General features: G+C 72.0%; 8 protein-coding genes. 6 read left to right on the top strand and 2 right to left on the bottom strand.

The features are described 5' to 3' along the window. Positions 1-130: 130 nt before the first annotated feature. Entirely contained in the window at positions 131-1,294 is a 1,164-nt protein-coding gene (locus tag ACIRF8_RS33620; RefSeq protein WP_404221240.1) for a serine hydrolase domain-containing protein, read from the bottom strand. Positions 1,295-1,612: 318 nt separating this feature from the next. Continuing rightward, on the bottom strand, positions 1,613-2,353 hold the full coding sequence (locus ACIRF8_RS33625; protein ID WP_404221242.1) for a thioesterase II family protein: 741 nt from the start codon (positions 2,351-2,353) through the stop codon (positions 1,613-1,615). 446 nt (positions 2,354-2,799) lie between these two features. Between ACIRF8_RS33625 and ACIRF8_RS33630 the strand changes: the two genes are divergently transcribed. The 6 genes from ACIRF8_RS33630 (at position 2,800) to ACIRF8_RS33655 (ending at position 14,802) form a co-directional block, all read left to right on the top strand. Continuing rightward, positions 2,800-3,015, top strand: a complete 216-nt coding sequence (locus ACIRF8_RS33630) for an MbtH family protein (protein ID WP_404221244.1) — start codon at positions 2,800-2,802, stop codon at positions 3,013-3,015. A 94-nt stretch (positions 3,016-3,109) separates the two neighbouring features. Next, positions 3,110-3,790: an LmbU family transcriptional regulator gene (locus tag ACIRF8_RS33635; RefSeq protein ID WP_404221246.1), complete on the top strand. Its 681-nt coding sequence runs from the start codon at positions 3,110-3,112 to the stop codon at positions 3,788-3,790. 27 nt (positions 3,791-3,817) lie between these two features. Beyond that, positions 3,818-5,410 (top strand): amino acid adenylation domain-containing protein, encoded by a 1,593-nt coding sequence (locus tag ACIRF8_RS33640; protein WP_404221248.1) that lies wholly within the window; start codon positions 3,818-3,820, stop codon positions 5,408-5,410. 37 nt (positions 5,411-5,447) lie between these two features. Further along, positions 5,448-5,681, top strand: coding sequence for an acyl carrier protein (locus ACIRF8_RS33645; protein ID WP_404221250.1), 234 nt, complete (start codon positions 5,448-5,450; stop codon positions 5,679-5,681). Positions 5,682-5,798: 117 nt separating this feature from the next. Next, positions 5,799-6,986, top strand: a complete 1,188-nt coding sequence (locus ACIRF8_RS33650; RefSeq protein WP_404221252.1) for an NAD(P)/FAD-dependent oxidoreductase — start codon at positions 5,799-5,801, stop codon at positions 6,984-6,986. 37 nt (positions 6,987-7,023) lie between these two features. Continuing rightward, a complete protein-coding gene (locus ACIRF8_RS33655) occupies positions 7,024-14,802 on the top strand; it encodes an amino acid adenylation domain-containing protein (RefSeq protein ID WP_404221255.1) in 7,779 nt (2,592 codons plus the stop codon). The last annotated feature ends 10 nt before the right edge of the window (positions 14,803-14,812 follow it).

Below are 14,812 nucleotides of genomic sequence, written 5' to 3' on the forward strand. Positions count from 1 at the left end.
GGTTTACATTATTTGTGTTGTCCGGGGGGGGGGGGCGGGCAATTATTGGGGGGGGGGGGGGGGGGGGGGGGCGGGGGGGGGGGGGGGGGGGGGGGGGGGGGGCCCGCCCCCCCCCACGGCGCCCGCGAGGTCAGCCGGCCGGAGTACCGCAGTACTCGGCGTCCAGCAGGGACAGGAGCGACGCGCCGCCCCAGTCGCTGTTGTAGTTGAACGTGAACACGTGGCTCCCGTCCTCGGTGAAGGACGAGACCGAGATCCAGCCCACGGCGCCGCCGTCGTGGTACCAGACGTCGGTGCCGCAGCCCAGCGTCAGCCGCTCGATGCCGAGCCCGTAGGACGAGGCCGGGACGTCGGGGTTGACGACGGTCGTCCGCATCTCCTTCAACTGCTGCGCGGGCAGCAGCCTCCCGCTCATCAGGGCCGTGTAGAACCGGTTCAGGTCGGCGGCGCTGGAGATGATGTCGCCGTTGCCCCAGGCCTGCGAACCGTTCACCTCGGTGACGTCCTCCACGCGGTCCGGCTGGTCGGCGAAGAGCCTGGAGTAACCGCGGCTGCTCGGCTGCGGCAGCTTGGTGCCCGTACCGGGATGGGACGTCGCCGTCAGACCCAGCGGGGCGATGATCCGGCGCCGCACCTCGTCCTCGTACTTCCTGCCGCTGACCTTCTCGACGACCATCGCGGCCAGGAGGTCATTGGTGTTGGAGAACCAGTGCCGGACGCCGGGCTGGTACGCCGGCGGGTGGGAGAGGGCCACCTTGACCCGCTGATCGTGCGGCATGGTGTCGTAGCGGTGCTGGAGGTAGCCGTCCCCCAGCACGTACGTCTGGACGTACGCGGTGTCCGAGAAGTAGTCGAACAGGCCGCTGGTGTGGTTGAGGAGCTGCCGCACGGTGATCGCCCGGCCGTCGTTGCCGTTGCCGGACACCAGACCCGGCAGATAGCGGTCCACGCTGTCGTCGAGGCTGAGCCTCTTCTCCGCCTCCATCTGGAGCAGCACCGTCGCCACGAAGCTGGCGGTGATGCTGCCGGTCCTGAACCGGTCGTAGGGGCCGCGCGGCGCGCCCGTCCGCAGATTGCCCACGCCGGTGGCCGACTTCCAGACCCCGGACGCGTCGCGCGCCTCCGCGGTGATGCCGGGCACCCCGGACGCGACGGCCGCGTCGATCGCGCGCTGCGTCGCGGCGTGCGGGCCCGCCGACCCGTCCGTGTCCTGCGCGGCCCGCGCGGGGCCCCCGAAGGCGGTGGCCATGATCGCGCAGGCCGCGAGGCCCACCACGCCGGCTCTCGGTCTCATCCGTCGTCTCGTCATGGCCCGCTCCCCTGTCCTCGCCCGTGATTGGCCGATGCCTTACTTGTGCGCTCTGACGGGGACCGTAGGTCAGCCGTGTCCCGGGCCGGTAGCTTGTGCGGCTATTTCGCCGACCGGCAACGGGATGACCAGGGACGACAGCGGGAACAGGCCTGTGGCGAAAGGCAGTTGGGGTGCGGTGGCAGCCGGATCCCCGGGCGGGATCGGCGCCGGGCGGCGGTACTCGGGCGGCCGGAAGCGGTCGGTCGCGTTCCGGACTCGGGACCAAAAAAGGGGGGGCGCCCGGGGTGGTGACGCGGGCTCTCAGAGGAGGTGGGCCGTCGCCGCGAGGGCCGTGCGCGCGTCGCGTTCCACCCGGCGCAGCAGCGGGCCGGGGTCGGGCGCGAAGTAGAAGTGACCGCCGTCGAGCACCCGCAGCCCGAGGAAGTCCTCGGTGTGCTCCGCCCAGCCGGCCATCCGCGCCGCCGAGGCCGCGTGGTCGTCGGCGCCCGCGAACGCGGACAGGGGCACCGGCAGCGGGCCCGCGCCCGGCCGTGGGCGCCAGCCCTCCACCACCCGCAGATCGGCCCGGATGATCGGGGCGAACACGGCCCACAGGTCCGGGTCGTCGAAGACCTCGCCGGGTGTGCCGCCGAGCCGCTTCAGACGGTCCCGCAGCGCGGAGTCGGACAGCTCGCCGTAAGCGGCGGAGATACCGGCCGTGCCCGGTGCGGGCCGCCCGGAGACGCCCGTCCACACCGGCCGGGGCAGACCCCGCTCGACGGCCCGGCAGGCGATCTCGTACGCGAGGAGGGCGCCCATGCTGTGGCCGAACAGGGCGTACGGGACCTCCGGCGCGGGCTCGATGACGCGCAGCAGGAAGTCGGCGAGGCGCCCGGCGTCCGGGATCGGCGCGAGGTCCATGAGATGGCCGTGCCCCGGCGCGTCGAGGAGCCGTACGTCCCACGTGTCCGGCAGCCGGGCCGGCCAGTGGCGGAAGGGCACGTGCGAGCCGCCCGCGTGGTGCAGGACGAACAGCCGAAGCTCCGGTCGGGCGGGGTCCATCGCTCTCCCTCGGCCCGGGCCCGTCCGACGCCTCCCGGTCGGAGGCCGGGCAGGAAAGGGGTCGGCGGCCCTCGGGCGCGCCTGCCGACGATAGTGCGTCCGGCCGCGGTACGGGCCCCGCTCCAGGCCCGCTCCGGCCGCCATGGAGCGCGCCTCCAGCGGGTCTCGGCCGGTGTGCCCGAGGGCGCCCTGCGGGTCGGCTCCAGAACCGCTTGAGCCCGGGACGACTCGGCCCTTCGGCTCTTGTAGCCGCCTTGTCCGGGTCCCTACGGTGACGTGGCAGCGCCGGGGTCGCCCGACACCGTCGTCCGGTTCGCCGGACACCGTGTCCACGGCCGACCGGACGATGCCGAACGGCGAACGGCGCGCGTGCCTGGTGCTGTGGCGCACCCGGACCGCCGCATCGCGATCCCGATCCATTCCATGACGGTTAAGGACGGTGCCAGTTGAGCACGAACCCCTTCGATGACGAGGACGGCCGCTTCCACGTTCTGATCAACGACGAGGAGCAGCACTCCCTGTGGCCGGCGTTCGCCGAGGTGCCGGAGGGCTGGCGCGCCGTCTTCGGCGAGGCCTCCCGCGCCGAGTGCCTGGAGTACGTCGAGCAGAACTGGACCGACCTGCGGCCCAAGAGCCTTCAGGACGCCATGGCGGGGGACTGACCTCCGCCCCCGAGCCCGCAAATCACACTGGATGGGGGAGATGAACGTGGCGACGGGCGCCGTGAGAACCGCGAGCAGACACGGGGCGAGGCCGGTGACCGGCGGCGGTGCGCCCGCGCGCGACGTGGTCTCGAACTTCGTCGGGACACCGGCCAAGGTGCGGAAGTCGGGGATGACCTTCCCGCAGAACCTGCCGGAGCGGGCCTGGGAGGAGATCGGCACCAACCTGCGCGAGCTGGTGAACTCCTCCGCGTGGTGGCTCGCCGACTGGCTGCTCTTCGGGGAGGCCACCTACGGGTGGCGCCGGTACAAGGAGGCCATCGAGCGGACCGGCCTCGACTACCAGACCCTGCGCAACTACGCGTGGGTGGCCCGGCGGTTCGAGCACCACCGCAGGCGCGACGCCCTCAGCTTCGCCCACCACGCCGAGGTGACCCGCCTCTCGCCGCCCGAGCAGGACTACTGGCTGCGGACGGCCGAGCAGCAGAAGTGGTCGCGCAACGAACTGCGCAAGGCGGTCCGCGCCAGCCTGGCCGTGCAGAGCGGCGACTCGCCCGCCGACCCGCCCGCCGGGGACACCGCGCCCGCCTCGGAAACCGCGGCCACCGCGTCCGGCGCCGACGGCGGGCAGCGCCGTCAGCAGGTCACCACCCTCACCATCGAGCTCTCCGCCGGCCAGCTCGAGCAGTACTCGAAGGCCGCCGCCGCGCACGGCCTGCCCGTCGACAAGTGGGTCGCCCAGGTGCTGGACACCGCCGACCGGCGATCCGCCTAGAGGGACCTCTCACATCGGAGTCCGTTGATGATTCTTCAGGGAAAGCGGGTCGCCCTGCCCCCGGCGCCCGTCGTCCACCACCGGTTCGAGGCGAACGCGGCGGCCACCCCCGACGCCCTCGCCGTCGTCCGCGCGGGCGAGCACATGACGTACGCCCAACTCGACGCCGCCGCCAACCGGTTCGCGCACTACCTGATCCGGCGCGGTCACGGGCGCGGCGCGAAGGTCGGGCTGTGCCTCGACTACTCCTTCGACCTGCTCGTCGCCCTCCTCGGCACGCTGAAGGCGGGCGCCGCCTATGTGCCGTTCGACCCGGCCTACCCGGCGGCCCGCCTCGAACAGCTCCTGGGGCAGGTGCCCGACCTCGCGCTGATCGTGGCCTCCGAGGCGACCGCACCGATGGTCGCCGCCGCCACCGTCGACGTCGTCGACCTGGAGCGGCTCGCCGACACCCTGGACCGCCTGCCGGCGACCAGCCCCGGCACCGAGGTCACCGGGGACGACCTGTGCTACGCGGTCTTCACGTCCGGCTCGACCGGCACCCCGAAGCTGACCGCCGTGCGCCACGAGGGCTGGTTCAACCTCATGAACTGGCTGACGCTCGAATACGGCCTGCACAGCGGATCGCACCACCTGGTCGTCAGCGCGTTCGGCTTCGACCTGTCCCAACGCGCCCTGATGACACCGCTGTTCTGCGGCGCGACCCAGCACTTCATGGCGAGCCGGAACTTCGACGCCATGATGGCCTACCGCATCCTCAACGAGCGCGACATCCGCGTGGTGCACTGCGCCTCCAGCACCCTGTACGTCCTCGTGGACTGGGAGACGGCGCGGGGCGGCGACGCGCTCACCCGGCTCGACTACGTGCTCTTCGGCGGCGAGGCGCTCAAGCCCGAGCGGCTCTCCCACTGGATGCGCCGCGAGGGCAACACGTGCACGCTGCTGCACCAGTACGGCGTCGCCGAGTGCACGGACGTCGCGACCTCCTACGACCTGTCCGCGTACCGGCCCGGCCACCACGCGATCGCCCCGGTCGGCAGGCCCGCGTACAACACCGACATCCACCTGCTCGACGCGGAACTGCGCGGTGTCGCGCCGGGGGAGTCCGGCGAGATCTGCATCGCGGGGGCGGGCGTCGGCGCGGGCTACCTGGGCGGCTCAGGCCCCGAGAACGCGAAGTTCACGACCGTCGAGATCGACGGCGTCCCCGTCCGGCTCTACCGCACGGGCGACCGCGGCCACATCGACGCCTCCGGTGAACTCGTCGTGGCGGGGCGGATGGACGCGCAGGTCAAGGTGCGCGGCATGCGGATCGACCCCACCGACATCGAGCGGGCCCTCGGCCGGCTGCCCGGCATCCGGGAGGCCGCCGTCGCGGTCACGCACAGCGCCGCGGGGGAGGCCGAGCTGACCGCCTTCCTCGTGCCCACGCGCCACGAACTCACCGAGGACGACGTGCGCTCCCGGCTGCTGCGGGAACTGCCGCGGAACATGGTCCCCGCCCGGTTCGTCAACATCCTCCGCCTGCCGCTCAGCCCGCACGGGAAGGTCGACCGCGCGGCGCTCGTCGCGTCGCTGGAGAAGCACCAGGTCCTCCAGCCCAGCGGCACCGCGGCATGAGACGGCGCAGACCGCCACGACCATCGAAAGGAAAGCGATGACCGCCGACCTCGTGCGCGCCATCTGGTGCCGGGAGCTGAACCGCGACGATATTTCGCCCGAAGACGATTTCTTCGCCCTGGGCGGTCAGTCCGTCATCATGGTGCGGATTCAAGGTGCATTCATGGACGAGTTGAACGTCGAGGTCCCGATGGACCAGATGTTCCTCCACCCGACGGTGGCGTCGATCTCCGCATACATCGAAACCCTGGGTGCGGTAGCTGCTCCGTAACAGCGCCTGACCGCACGCCAGTTGTGTCCCGCCGGCGGGACGCCGCGCTTAGCATCGAAAACGAATTCCGGCTGCTGCCGAGTTGTGCCAAAAACCATCTGGTAAGAGAGGAGAGCCATGTACGACGTGATTGTCGTGGGCGCCCGTTGCGCCGGTTCGCCGACGGCCATGCTCTTTGCGCGGCAGGGCTATCGCGTACTGCTTCTGGAAAAGGCGAATTTCCCGCAGGACACGCTCTCCTCGCATTACATCCACATGCAGGGAATGGCGTTGCTCAACCGCTGGGGGCTGCTCGGCAAGCTCCAGGACGCGGGCTGCCGGAAGATCACCCGGCAGAGCTACGAGGGCCCCGGTGTCCGCATCGACGGCTTCTCCCTGCCGCTGGACGGCGTCACCTACACCTACGCGCCGCGCCGCTACGTGCTCGACCCGCTGCTCGCGGAGGGCGCCGCCGAGGCGGGCGTGGAGTTCCGCCAGGGCTGCGCCGTCAAGGACCTGGTGTGGGAGGACGACCGGGTCGCCGGTGTCCGCTACACGACGCCCAGCGGCACCATGGCCGTCGAGCGGGCCCGCCTCGTCGTCGGGGCGGACGGCATGCGCTCGCTGGTCGCCCGCAAGGCCGGGGCGCCGAACGTCATCGAGCACCCGCGCGTGACCTGCACCTACTACAGCTACTGGGCCGACGTGCCCGCCCACTTCGAGCTGTACGAGCGGCCCGGGCGCTGGATCGGCGTCATCCCCACCAACGACGACCTCACCCTGCTCATGACGTACTTCCCGCAGGAGGAGTACCAGGACGTCCGCAAGGGCGTGGAGCCGTTCTACCTCGACACCTTCCGCACCACGGCCCCCGAGCTGTACGAGCGGATGCGCGCGGGCCGACGCGTGGAGCAGCTCTACGGCACCGGCCACCAGGAGAACTTCTTCCGCAAGGCGTACGGGCCCGGCTGGGTCCTGGTCGGCGACGCCGTCACCCACAAGGACTCCATCACCGCCCGCGGCATCACCGAGGCCTTCGTCCAGGCGCAGACCCTGACCGAGTACATCGGCGGGGAACTGCACGACGACGCCGCGCTCGACACGGCCCTCGAGGCTTACGAGCTCAACCTGAGCGGCGAGGCCCTCAGCCAGTACCAGGGCGCCCTCAACGTGGCCGAGCTCAAGCCCTCGGGACGCACCGACATGCTGCGCAAGCTGGTCGGCCACCAGGAGCACATCGACCGGTACTTCTCGACGCTGTCGGGCGCGTGCTCCATCGACGACTTCTACAACGACGACCTGTTGACCCTGCTCGACCAGAGCTGAGTGACGACCGCTTCCCGGTCGCCGATTTGGAGACACGATGATCCCGTTGTCGTTCGCGCAGCGCCGGCTGTGGTTCATGGACCGGTTCGAAGGCCCTTCGCCGACCTACAACGGCGCCTTCGCCCTGCGACTGACCGGTGAGCTGGACGTGCCGGCGCTGCGGGCGGCGCTGTGCGACCTCGTCGAGCGGCACGAGGCCCTCCGCACGGTGATCGTCGAGGGCGACGACGGTGTCCCGCACCAGCAGGTCATCGCCCTCGGGGAGCGCCCCTTCGAGCTGGGGCTCGTCGAGGTCGCGGGGGAGGAGGAGCGGGCCGCGGCGGTCGACGCGGTGGCCACCGAGGTCTTCGACCTGGCCGCCGACATACCGCTCCGCGCCCGCCTCGTCCGCAGCGCGCCGGGCGAGCACACCCTGGTCGTCGTGGCCCACCACATCGCCGTGGACGGCGAGTCCTTCGGGCCGCTGTTCCGCGACCTGACCACGGCGTACGCGGCCCGCCGCGAGGCAGCCGCCCCGGCCTGGGAGCCGCTGCCGGTCCAGTACGCGGACTACACGCTGTGGCAGCTCGACGTGCTCGGCGACGAGTCCGACCCGGACAGCGTCGCCGCCCGCCAACTCGCCTACTGGCGCGAGATGCTGGCCGACCTGCCGCAGCCGATCCAACTGCCGACGGACCGCCCCCGCCCCCGCGCGATGAGCCCCGACGGCGACCGCGTCCCCTTCCGCATCGACCCCGCGCTGCTGGGCGCCGTGGAGAAGCTGGCCACGGAGGCCGACGCCACCGTGTCGATGGTGATGCACACGGCGCTCGCCGTGCTCCTGCATCACCTCGGCTGCGGCGACGACCTGCCCATCGGCGCCCCGATCACGGACCGCACCGACGAGGACCTGCGCGACCTCATCGGGTTCTTCGTCAACACCTGGGTGCTCCGCGCCGACCTGAGCGGCAACCCGACCTTCCGCGCCCTGCTCGACCAGGTGCGCGAGCGGTCCCTGGCCGCGTACGACAACCAGGACATGCCCTTCGAGCGGCTCGTGGAGCTGCTCAACCCGGACCGCTCCACCGCGTACAACCCGTTCTTCCAGGTGATGCTCTCCTGGCAGCCGCCCGTGCCGGACCTGGAGATACCCGGCCTCGCCGTGCGCACCGAACGCCTGGAGACGGCCACCGCCAAGTTCGACCTCTTCTTCGACCTGCTGCCGGACGCCTCCGGCGGGGCCCGGTGCCGCCTGGAGTACTCCACCGCCCTGTTCGACCGGGACACGGCCGAGGGTCTCGCACGGCGCTTCGTCCGCGTCCTGGAGCAGTTCGTCGCCGACGCCGGACGCACCATCGGCACCGTCGACGTGCTCGACGACGCCGAGCGCGCACGCCTGATCGCCCCGCTCGACACCGCCGCGCCGGTCTCCCGCGAGACCGTGCCCGCCCTCTTCGAGCAGCAGGTGGCGGCGGCGCCCGACGCCCCGGCCCTGGTGTGCGACGGCCGGACCCTGACCTACCGCGAGCTCGACGACCGCGCCAACGCCGTCGCCTGGGAGCTCATCGCGCGCGGCGCGGGCCCCGAGGACCTGGTGCTGCTCGCCCTCGACCGCACCGAGGACCTGGTGGCCGCGCTGCTCGGCATCCTCAAGTCCGGTGCCGGGTACGTGCCGCTGGACCCGCAGTACCTCGCCGGGCGCGCCGAGAGCGTCCTGGCGCAGGCCGCCCCCCGCTTCGCGGTCACCGACACCGCGACCCGGGACCGCCTCCCGGCGGCGGACGGCGTCACCACCCTGAACGTGGACGAGCGGGCGCAGTGGAACACCCTCCAGGGCGCCCCCGACGACACGGCCAGGACCCGGCCCCTCGACCCGGACCACGTGGCGTACGTGATGTTCACCTCCGGCTCCACGGGCAGGCCCAAGGGCGCCACCCTCACCCACCGCGGCGTGGTCAACGGCGTACGCGAACTGGTGCGGGTGCTCGACGCGCCCGCCGGGTGGCGGATGCTCGCGGGCACCTCCGTCAACTTCGACGTCTCCGTCTTCGAACTGCTCACCACGCTCTCCACCGGCGGCACCGTCGAACTCGTCGCGAGCGCCCTGGCCCTCGCCGAACGCGAGAGCTGGGACGGCCACGTGATCAGCGGCGTCCCCTCCGTCCTCGCCGAACTCGTGCCGCACCTGCACAAGGCGCCGGGCGTCCGCTCCGTCGTCCTCGCCGGCGACCTGCTGCCCGGCCGCCTGGTGCGCCAGGTGCGCGAGGCCCTGCCCGGCGTCCAGATCGTCAACTCCTACGGCCAGAGCGAGAGCTTCTACGCCACCACGTTCTCCCTCGCCGCGACCGACGACTGGGCGGACGGCGACGTCGCCCCCATCGGCACCCCCCTCGGGGGCATGCGCGCCTATGTCCTCGGCCCCGGCCTCGCCCCCGCGCCGCAGGGCGTCATCGGCGAGCTGTACGTGGTCGGCACCTGCCTGGGCCGCGGCTACCACGGCCGCGCCGCCCTGACCGCCGAACGCTGGGTCGCCAACCCCTACGGATCTCCCGGCGAGCGCATGTACCGGACCGGCGACCTCGCCCGCTGGAACGCGCACGGGCGGCTGGAGTGCGTCGGCCGCGGCGACGGCCAGGTCAAGGTGCGCGGCTTCCGCATCGAGACCGCCGAGGTCGAGTCCGCGATCACCGCGCACCCCGGCATCGACGAGGCCGTCGTCATCAGCCGTGAGGTCCCCGCGGGCGGCAAGCGCCTCGTCGCCTACGTCGTGCACACCGGCGAGGGCGGCGTCGGCGACGACGGCGCGGGCGGCATCGGCGACGTCGACGTGCTCGCCGGGGCGTCCGCCGCCGAGCTGCGCACCTTCGTCGCGGCGCGACTGCCCGACTACATGGTCCCCTCGGCGTTCGTGGCCCTGGGCCGCCTGCCGCTCGGCCCGACCGGCAAGCTCGACCGCGCGGCGCTGCCCGAGCCCGAGTTCCTGGGCGAGGCGTACCGGGAGCCGCGCACCGAGGCCGAACAGATCATCACCGCCGCCTACGCGGACGTGCTCGGCGTCGACCGGGTCGGCATCGACGACGACTTCTTCGCGGTCGGCGGCGACAGCCTGCGCTCCATCCAGGTGGTGGCCCGCGCCCGCGCCCGCGGCCTCGAACTGTCCACGCGCGAGATCTTCGAGTGCCGCACGGCCGCCCGCCTGGCCGAGGTCGCCGGTGCCCGGCAGGGCGCCGCACCGGTCCTCGCCGAGCTGGAGGGCGGCGGCGTCGGCCCGATGCCGCTCCAGCCCGTGGCCCGGGAGGTGTTCGCGCACGGCGGCGGGACGAACCGTTTCGCCATGTCGATGGTGCTCGAACTGCCCGAGACCGTCGACGCGGACGGCCTCGCCGCGACGCTCGACGCCGTCCTCGACCGCCACGACCTGCTGCGCTCCCGCCTGGTCCCCGGCGACGAGCCCACCCTCGTGGCCGCCGCGCCCGGCACCGTACGGGCGGCCGGGCTGATCCGTCGCGTCGACTGCGACGGCCACTGGGAGGCGCCGTCCGCGCTCGCCGCGGCCAAGGCGGAGCTGTACGACGCGGTCGGCCGCCTCGACCCGGAGGCCGGGACGATGGCGGACTTCGTCTGGTTCGCCCCGCCGTCGGGCCCCGGCCGGCTCCTCGTGGTGCTGCACCACCTGGTGGTCGACGGCGTCTCCTGGCGCATCCTGATGTCCGACCTCGCCGAGGCCTGGCAGCACGTCCGCGCCGGCCGCACCCCCGAACTGCCCGCCGTCGGCACCTCGGCCCGCCGCTGGGCCGCCGCGCTCCAGGACGAGGCGTTCAGCGAGGAGCGGGAGGCCGAGCTCGACCACTGGCGCGAGGTCCTCGAAGGCCCCAACCCGCCGCTCGGCTCCCGCGCGTTCGACCCGTCCGTCGACGTGTGGTCCACCGTCGAGACCGTACGGGTGCAGCTCCCCGCCGACGTCACCGAGGCCGTGCTGACCGAGCTGCCCGCCGCGTTCCGCGCCACCGGCACCGACGTGCTGCTGGCCGCGCTCGCCCTGGCGGTCAACCGCTGGCGCGGCACCGACGAGTCCACCCTGGTCCGCCTCGAAGGCCACGGCCGCGAGGAAGAGGTCGTCCCCGGCGCCGATCTGTCGCGCACCGTCGGATGGTTCACCACCATGTACCCGGCCCGCGTCGACGTGCAGGGCGTGGACACGTCCGGCGTGCTCGCCGGAGGCCCCGCCGTCGCCCGGGCGATCAAGCAGGTCAAGGAGCAACTGCGCGCCGTCCCCGGCAAGGGCATCGGCTACGGGCTGCTGCGCCACCTCAACCCCGAGACCGCCGAGCAGCTCGACGACCTCGCCGTACCGCAGATCGGGTTCAACTACCTCGGCCGGATCTCCGACAGCGATGTGCCCGAGCACCTGCGCACCGACGGCTGGGGCCCCTCCGCGTGGTCCGCCGAGCTGATCGCCGAGCCCGACCCCGACCTTCCCGCGCTCTCCGCCCTCGAGGTCAACTCGGTCGCCACCGACACCCCCGACGGCGCCCGGCTCCAGGCCGCCTTCATGTTCCCGACCGGCGTCCTCTCCCGCGAACAGGCCGGCGAACTCGCCGAGTTGTGGGTCGAGGTCCTGCACGGCATGGCCGCACACGCCGCGAGCGGGGAGGCCGGGGGACTGACCCCGTCGGACGCCCCGCTGGTCACGGTCGGCCAGGCCGACATCGAGACCTGGGAGGAGCGCTACGGCCGCCTCGCCGAGGTGTGGCCGCAGGCCCCGGGCCAGTCCGGCATCCAGTTCCAGGCGGCCCTCGCGGACGGCAGCTTCGACGTCTACCACATGCAGTTCGTCCTGCACCTGTCCGGGACCGTGGACCCGGAGCGCATGCGGGCGGCCGGGCAGGCTCTCCTGGAGCGGTACCCGAACCTGCGCTCCGCGTTCCTCACCACCGCCGAGGGCGAGCCGGTCCAGGTCGTCGCCGAGCACGTCACGCTGCCCTGGCGCCACCTCGACCTGACGGGGAAGACCGACGCCGAGCAGGACGCGGCGCTCGACGCGGCCCTCGCCGCCGACCGCGGCGAACAGCTCGACCCCGCCCGGCCGCCGCTGCTGCGCCTGGCCCTGCTCACCTGCGGGCCGCGGCAGGCCAAGCTCATCATCACCGCGCACCACACCCTCTTCGACGGCTGGTCGTCACCGCTGGTCATCACGGACCTGATCCGGCTGTACGGCGACGCCGCCGCGCTCGGCCCGGTCCGCTCCTACGGCGACTACCTGGCCTGGCTGTCCCGTCAGGACCGGGACGCGTCGGCCGCCCGCTGGAAGGAAGAACTAGACGGGTTCGACCAGCCGACCCTCGTCGCCGCGGAGCTGGTCGCCGAGGGCGACGCGACGTCACTGGGCCGTGTCGAGGTGCCGCTCAGCATCGACAAGGGCCGCGAACTGGCGCGCCGTGCCGCCGAGTTGGGCGTCACGCTCAACACGCTCCTCCAGGGCGCCTGGGCCATCCTGCTCTCCAAGCTGACCGGGCAGCAGGACGTGGTGTTCGGCGCCGCCGTCAACGGCCGCCCCGCCGATCTGACGGGCTCCGACGAGATGGTCGGCCTGTTCATCAACACCCTGCCGACGAGGGCCGAGTGCCGGCCCGAGCAGAGCCTCGCCGACGTCATCACGAGCCTCCAGAACCGGCAGATCAGTCTGCTCGACCACCACTACTACGGCCTGGCCGACATCCAGCGCGGCACGGGCCTGCCCTCCCTGTTCGACACGATCGTCGTCTTCGAGAACTACCCCATCGATCGTGAGGGCATCATCGAGGCGAACGACTCGGCGGGCCTCACCATCGACGCGATCCGCCCCTTCGCCGGCTCCCACTACCCCCTCACCCTCAACTCCTCCGACCCGTACCTGCGGCTCTCCCTGGACTACCAGCGCAACCTCTACGGACGCGACGCGGCCGAGACCGTGGCCGCCCGCCTCGTACGGGTCCTGGAACAGGTCCTGGCCGACCCCACGGTGCCGGTCGGCGCGGTGGACGTACTGGGCGAGGACGAACACGACTGGCTCGTCCACCGCGTCAACGACACGGCGCGTGAGGTGGTTGCGGGGACGTTGCCGGGTGCGTTCGAGGCGCAGGTGGAGCGTTCGCCGGGTGCGGTGGCGTTGGTGGGTGAGTCGGAGTCGTTGTCGTATGCGGAGTTCAATGCGCGGGCGAATCGTCTTGCGCATTGGCTGATCGAGCGGGGTGCGGGTCCGGAGCGGTTGGTCGCGGTGCGGATTCCGCGGTCGGTGGATCTGCTGGTGGCGGTCTATGCGGTGGTGAAGTCGGGCGCGGCGTATGTGCCGGTGGATCCGGAGTTGCCGGATGACCGGGTGCGGCATGTGCTGGATGTGGCGCAGCCGTTGTTGGTTCTGGATGAGGTGTTGCCGGATGTGTCGTCGTATCCGGCGTCGAATCCGGAGCGGGAGCTGTCTCCGGATCATGCGGCGTATGTGATCTTCACGTCGGGTTCGACGGGTGGTCCGAAGGGTGTGCAGGTGGCGCACCGTTCGATCATGAACCGGCTGGCGTGGGGTCTCGGGTATTTCGACGTGGGGCCCGAGGACCGGGTGCTGTTGTCGACGACGGCGAGTTTCGATGTGTCGGTGCCGGAGTTGTTCGCGGCGTTGCAGGTGGGTGCGGCGGTGGTGATCGCGCGTCCGGACGGGCGCAGGGATCCGGCGTATCTGGCGGAGTTGATCCGGCGTGAGGGGGTGACGGGGGCGGACTTCGTGCCGTCGTTGCTGGAGGTGTTCGTCTCGGAGCCGGGGGCGAAGGAGTGCACGAGCCTGCGGTGGATCGAGGTGGCGGGTGAGGCGTTCCCGCCGGCGCTGGCCAACAAGGTGGCCGAGGTGCTGCCCGCGTGTGGGGTGTTCAACCTGTACGGTCCGACGGAGGCGTCGGTGGAGGTGACGGCGTATCGGCATGTGCCGGGTTCGGAGCGGGTGCCGATCGGGGCACCGGTGTGGAACACGCAGGTGTATGTGCTGGATGCCGCGCTCAAGCCGGTGGCGCCCGGGGTTGCGGGTGAGCTGTATCTGGCGGGTGCCGGGCTGGCGCGCGGGTATGTGGGTCAGACGGCTTTGACGGCGGGGCGTTTTGTGGCGTGCCCGTTCGGTGGGCCGGGTGCGCGGATGTATCGCACGGGTGACCTGGTGCGGTGGAACCGTGAGGGTCAGGTCGAGTACATCGGGCGGACCGACTTCCAGGTCAAGGTCCGTGGTTTCCGTATCGAACTCGGCGAGATCGAACAAGCCCTCACCGACCACCCGGACGTCGACGGCGCCGTCGTCATCGTCCGCGAGGACCGGGCCGACGACCAGCGGATCGTCGCCTACGTCGTACCGGCCGGCGGCAAGCCCGAGTCCGCACTGGACCTCACCGCCCTGACGGACCACGTACGCGCCCACCTGCCCGAGTACATGGTGCCCACCGCGATCGTGCCGCTCGCCGAGTTCCCCACGACGACCAGCGGGAAGCTCGACCGCAAGGCGCTGCCCGCGCCGGACCACACCGAGGCGGCGCCCGGACGCGGACCGCGCAACCGCACCGAGGAAGTCCTGTGCCGCCTCTTCGCCGACCTGCTCGGCGTGGCGGAGATCGGCATCGACGCCGACTTCTTCGACCGCGGCGGGCATTCACTACTGGCCACCCGGCTGACCGGCCGGATACGCAATGAGCTTCACGTCGACGTGAAAGTCACAACGGTCTTCCGTCATCCGACCGTCGCCCAACTGGCGGTTCAGATCGAGGAACTGGCCACGTCGAACCGCCCCCGGCTGCGTCCCCAGCTGGGCCAGACGACCGTTTAGGAGAAGCGTC

This window comes from Streptomyces sp. NPDC102406, from assembly GCF_044765725.1.
Taxonomy (GTDB): domain Bacteria; phylum Actinomycetota; class Actinomycetes; order Streptomycetales; family Streptomycetaceae; genus Streptomyces.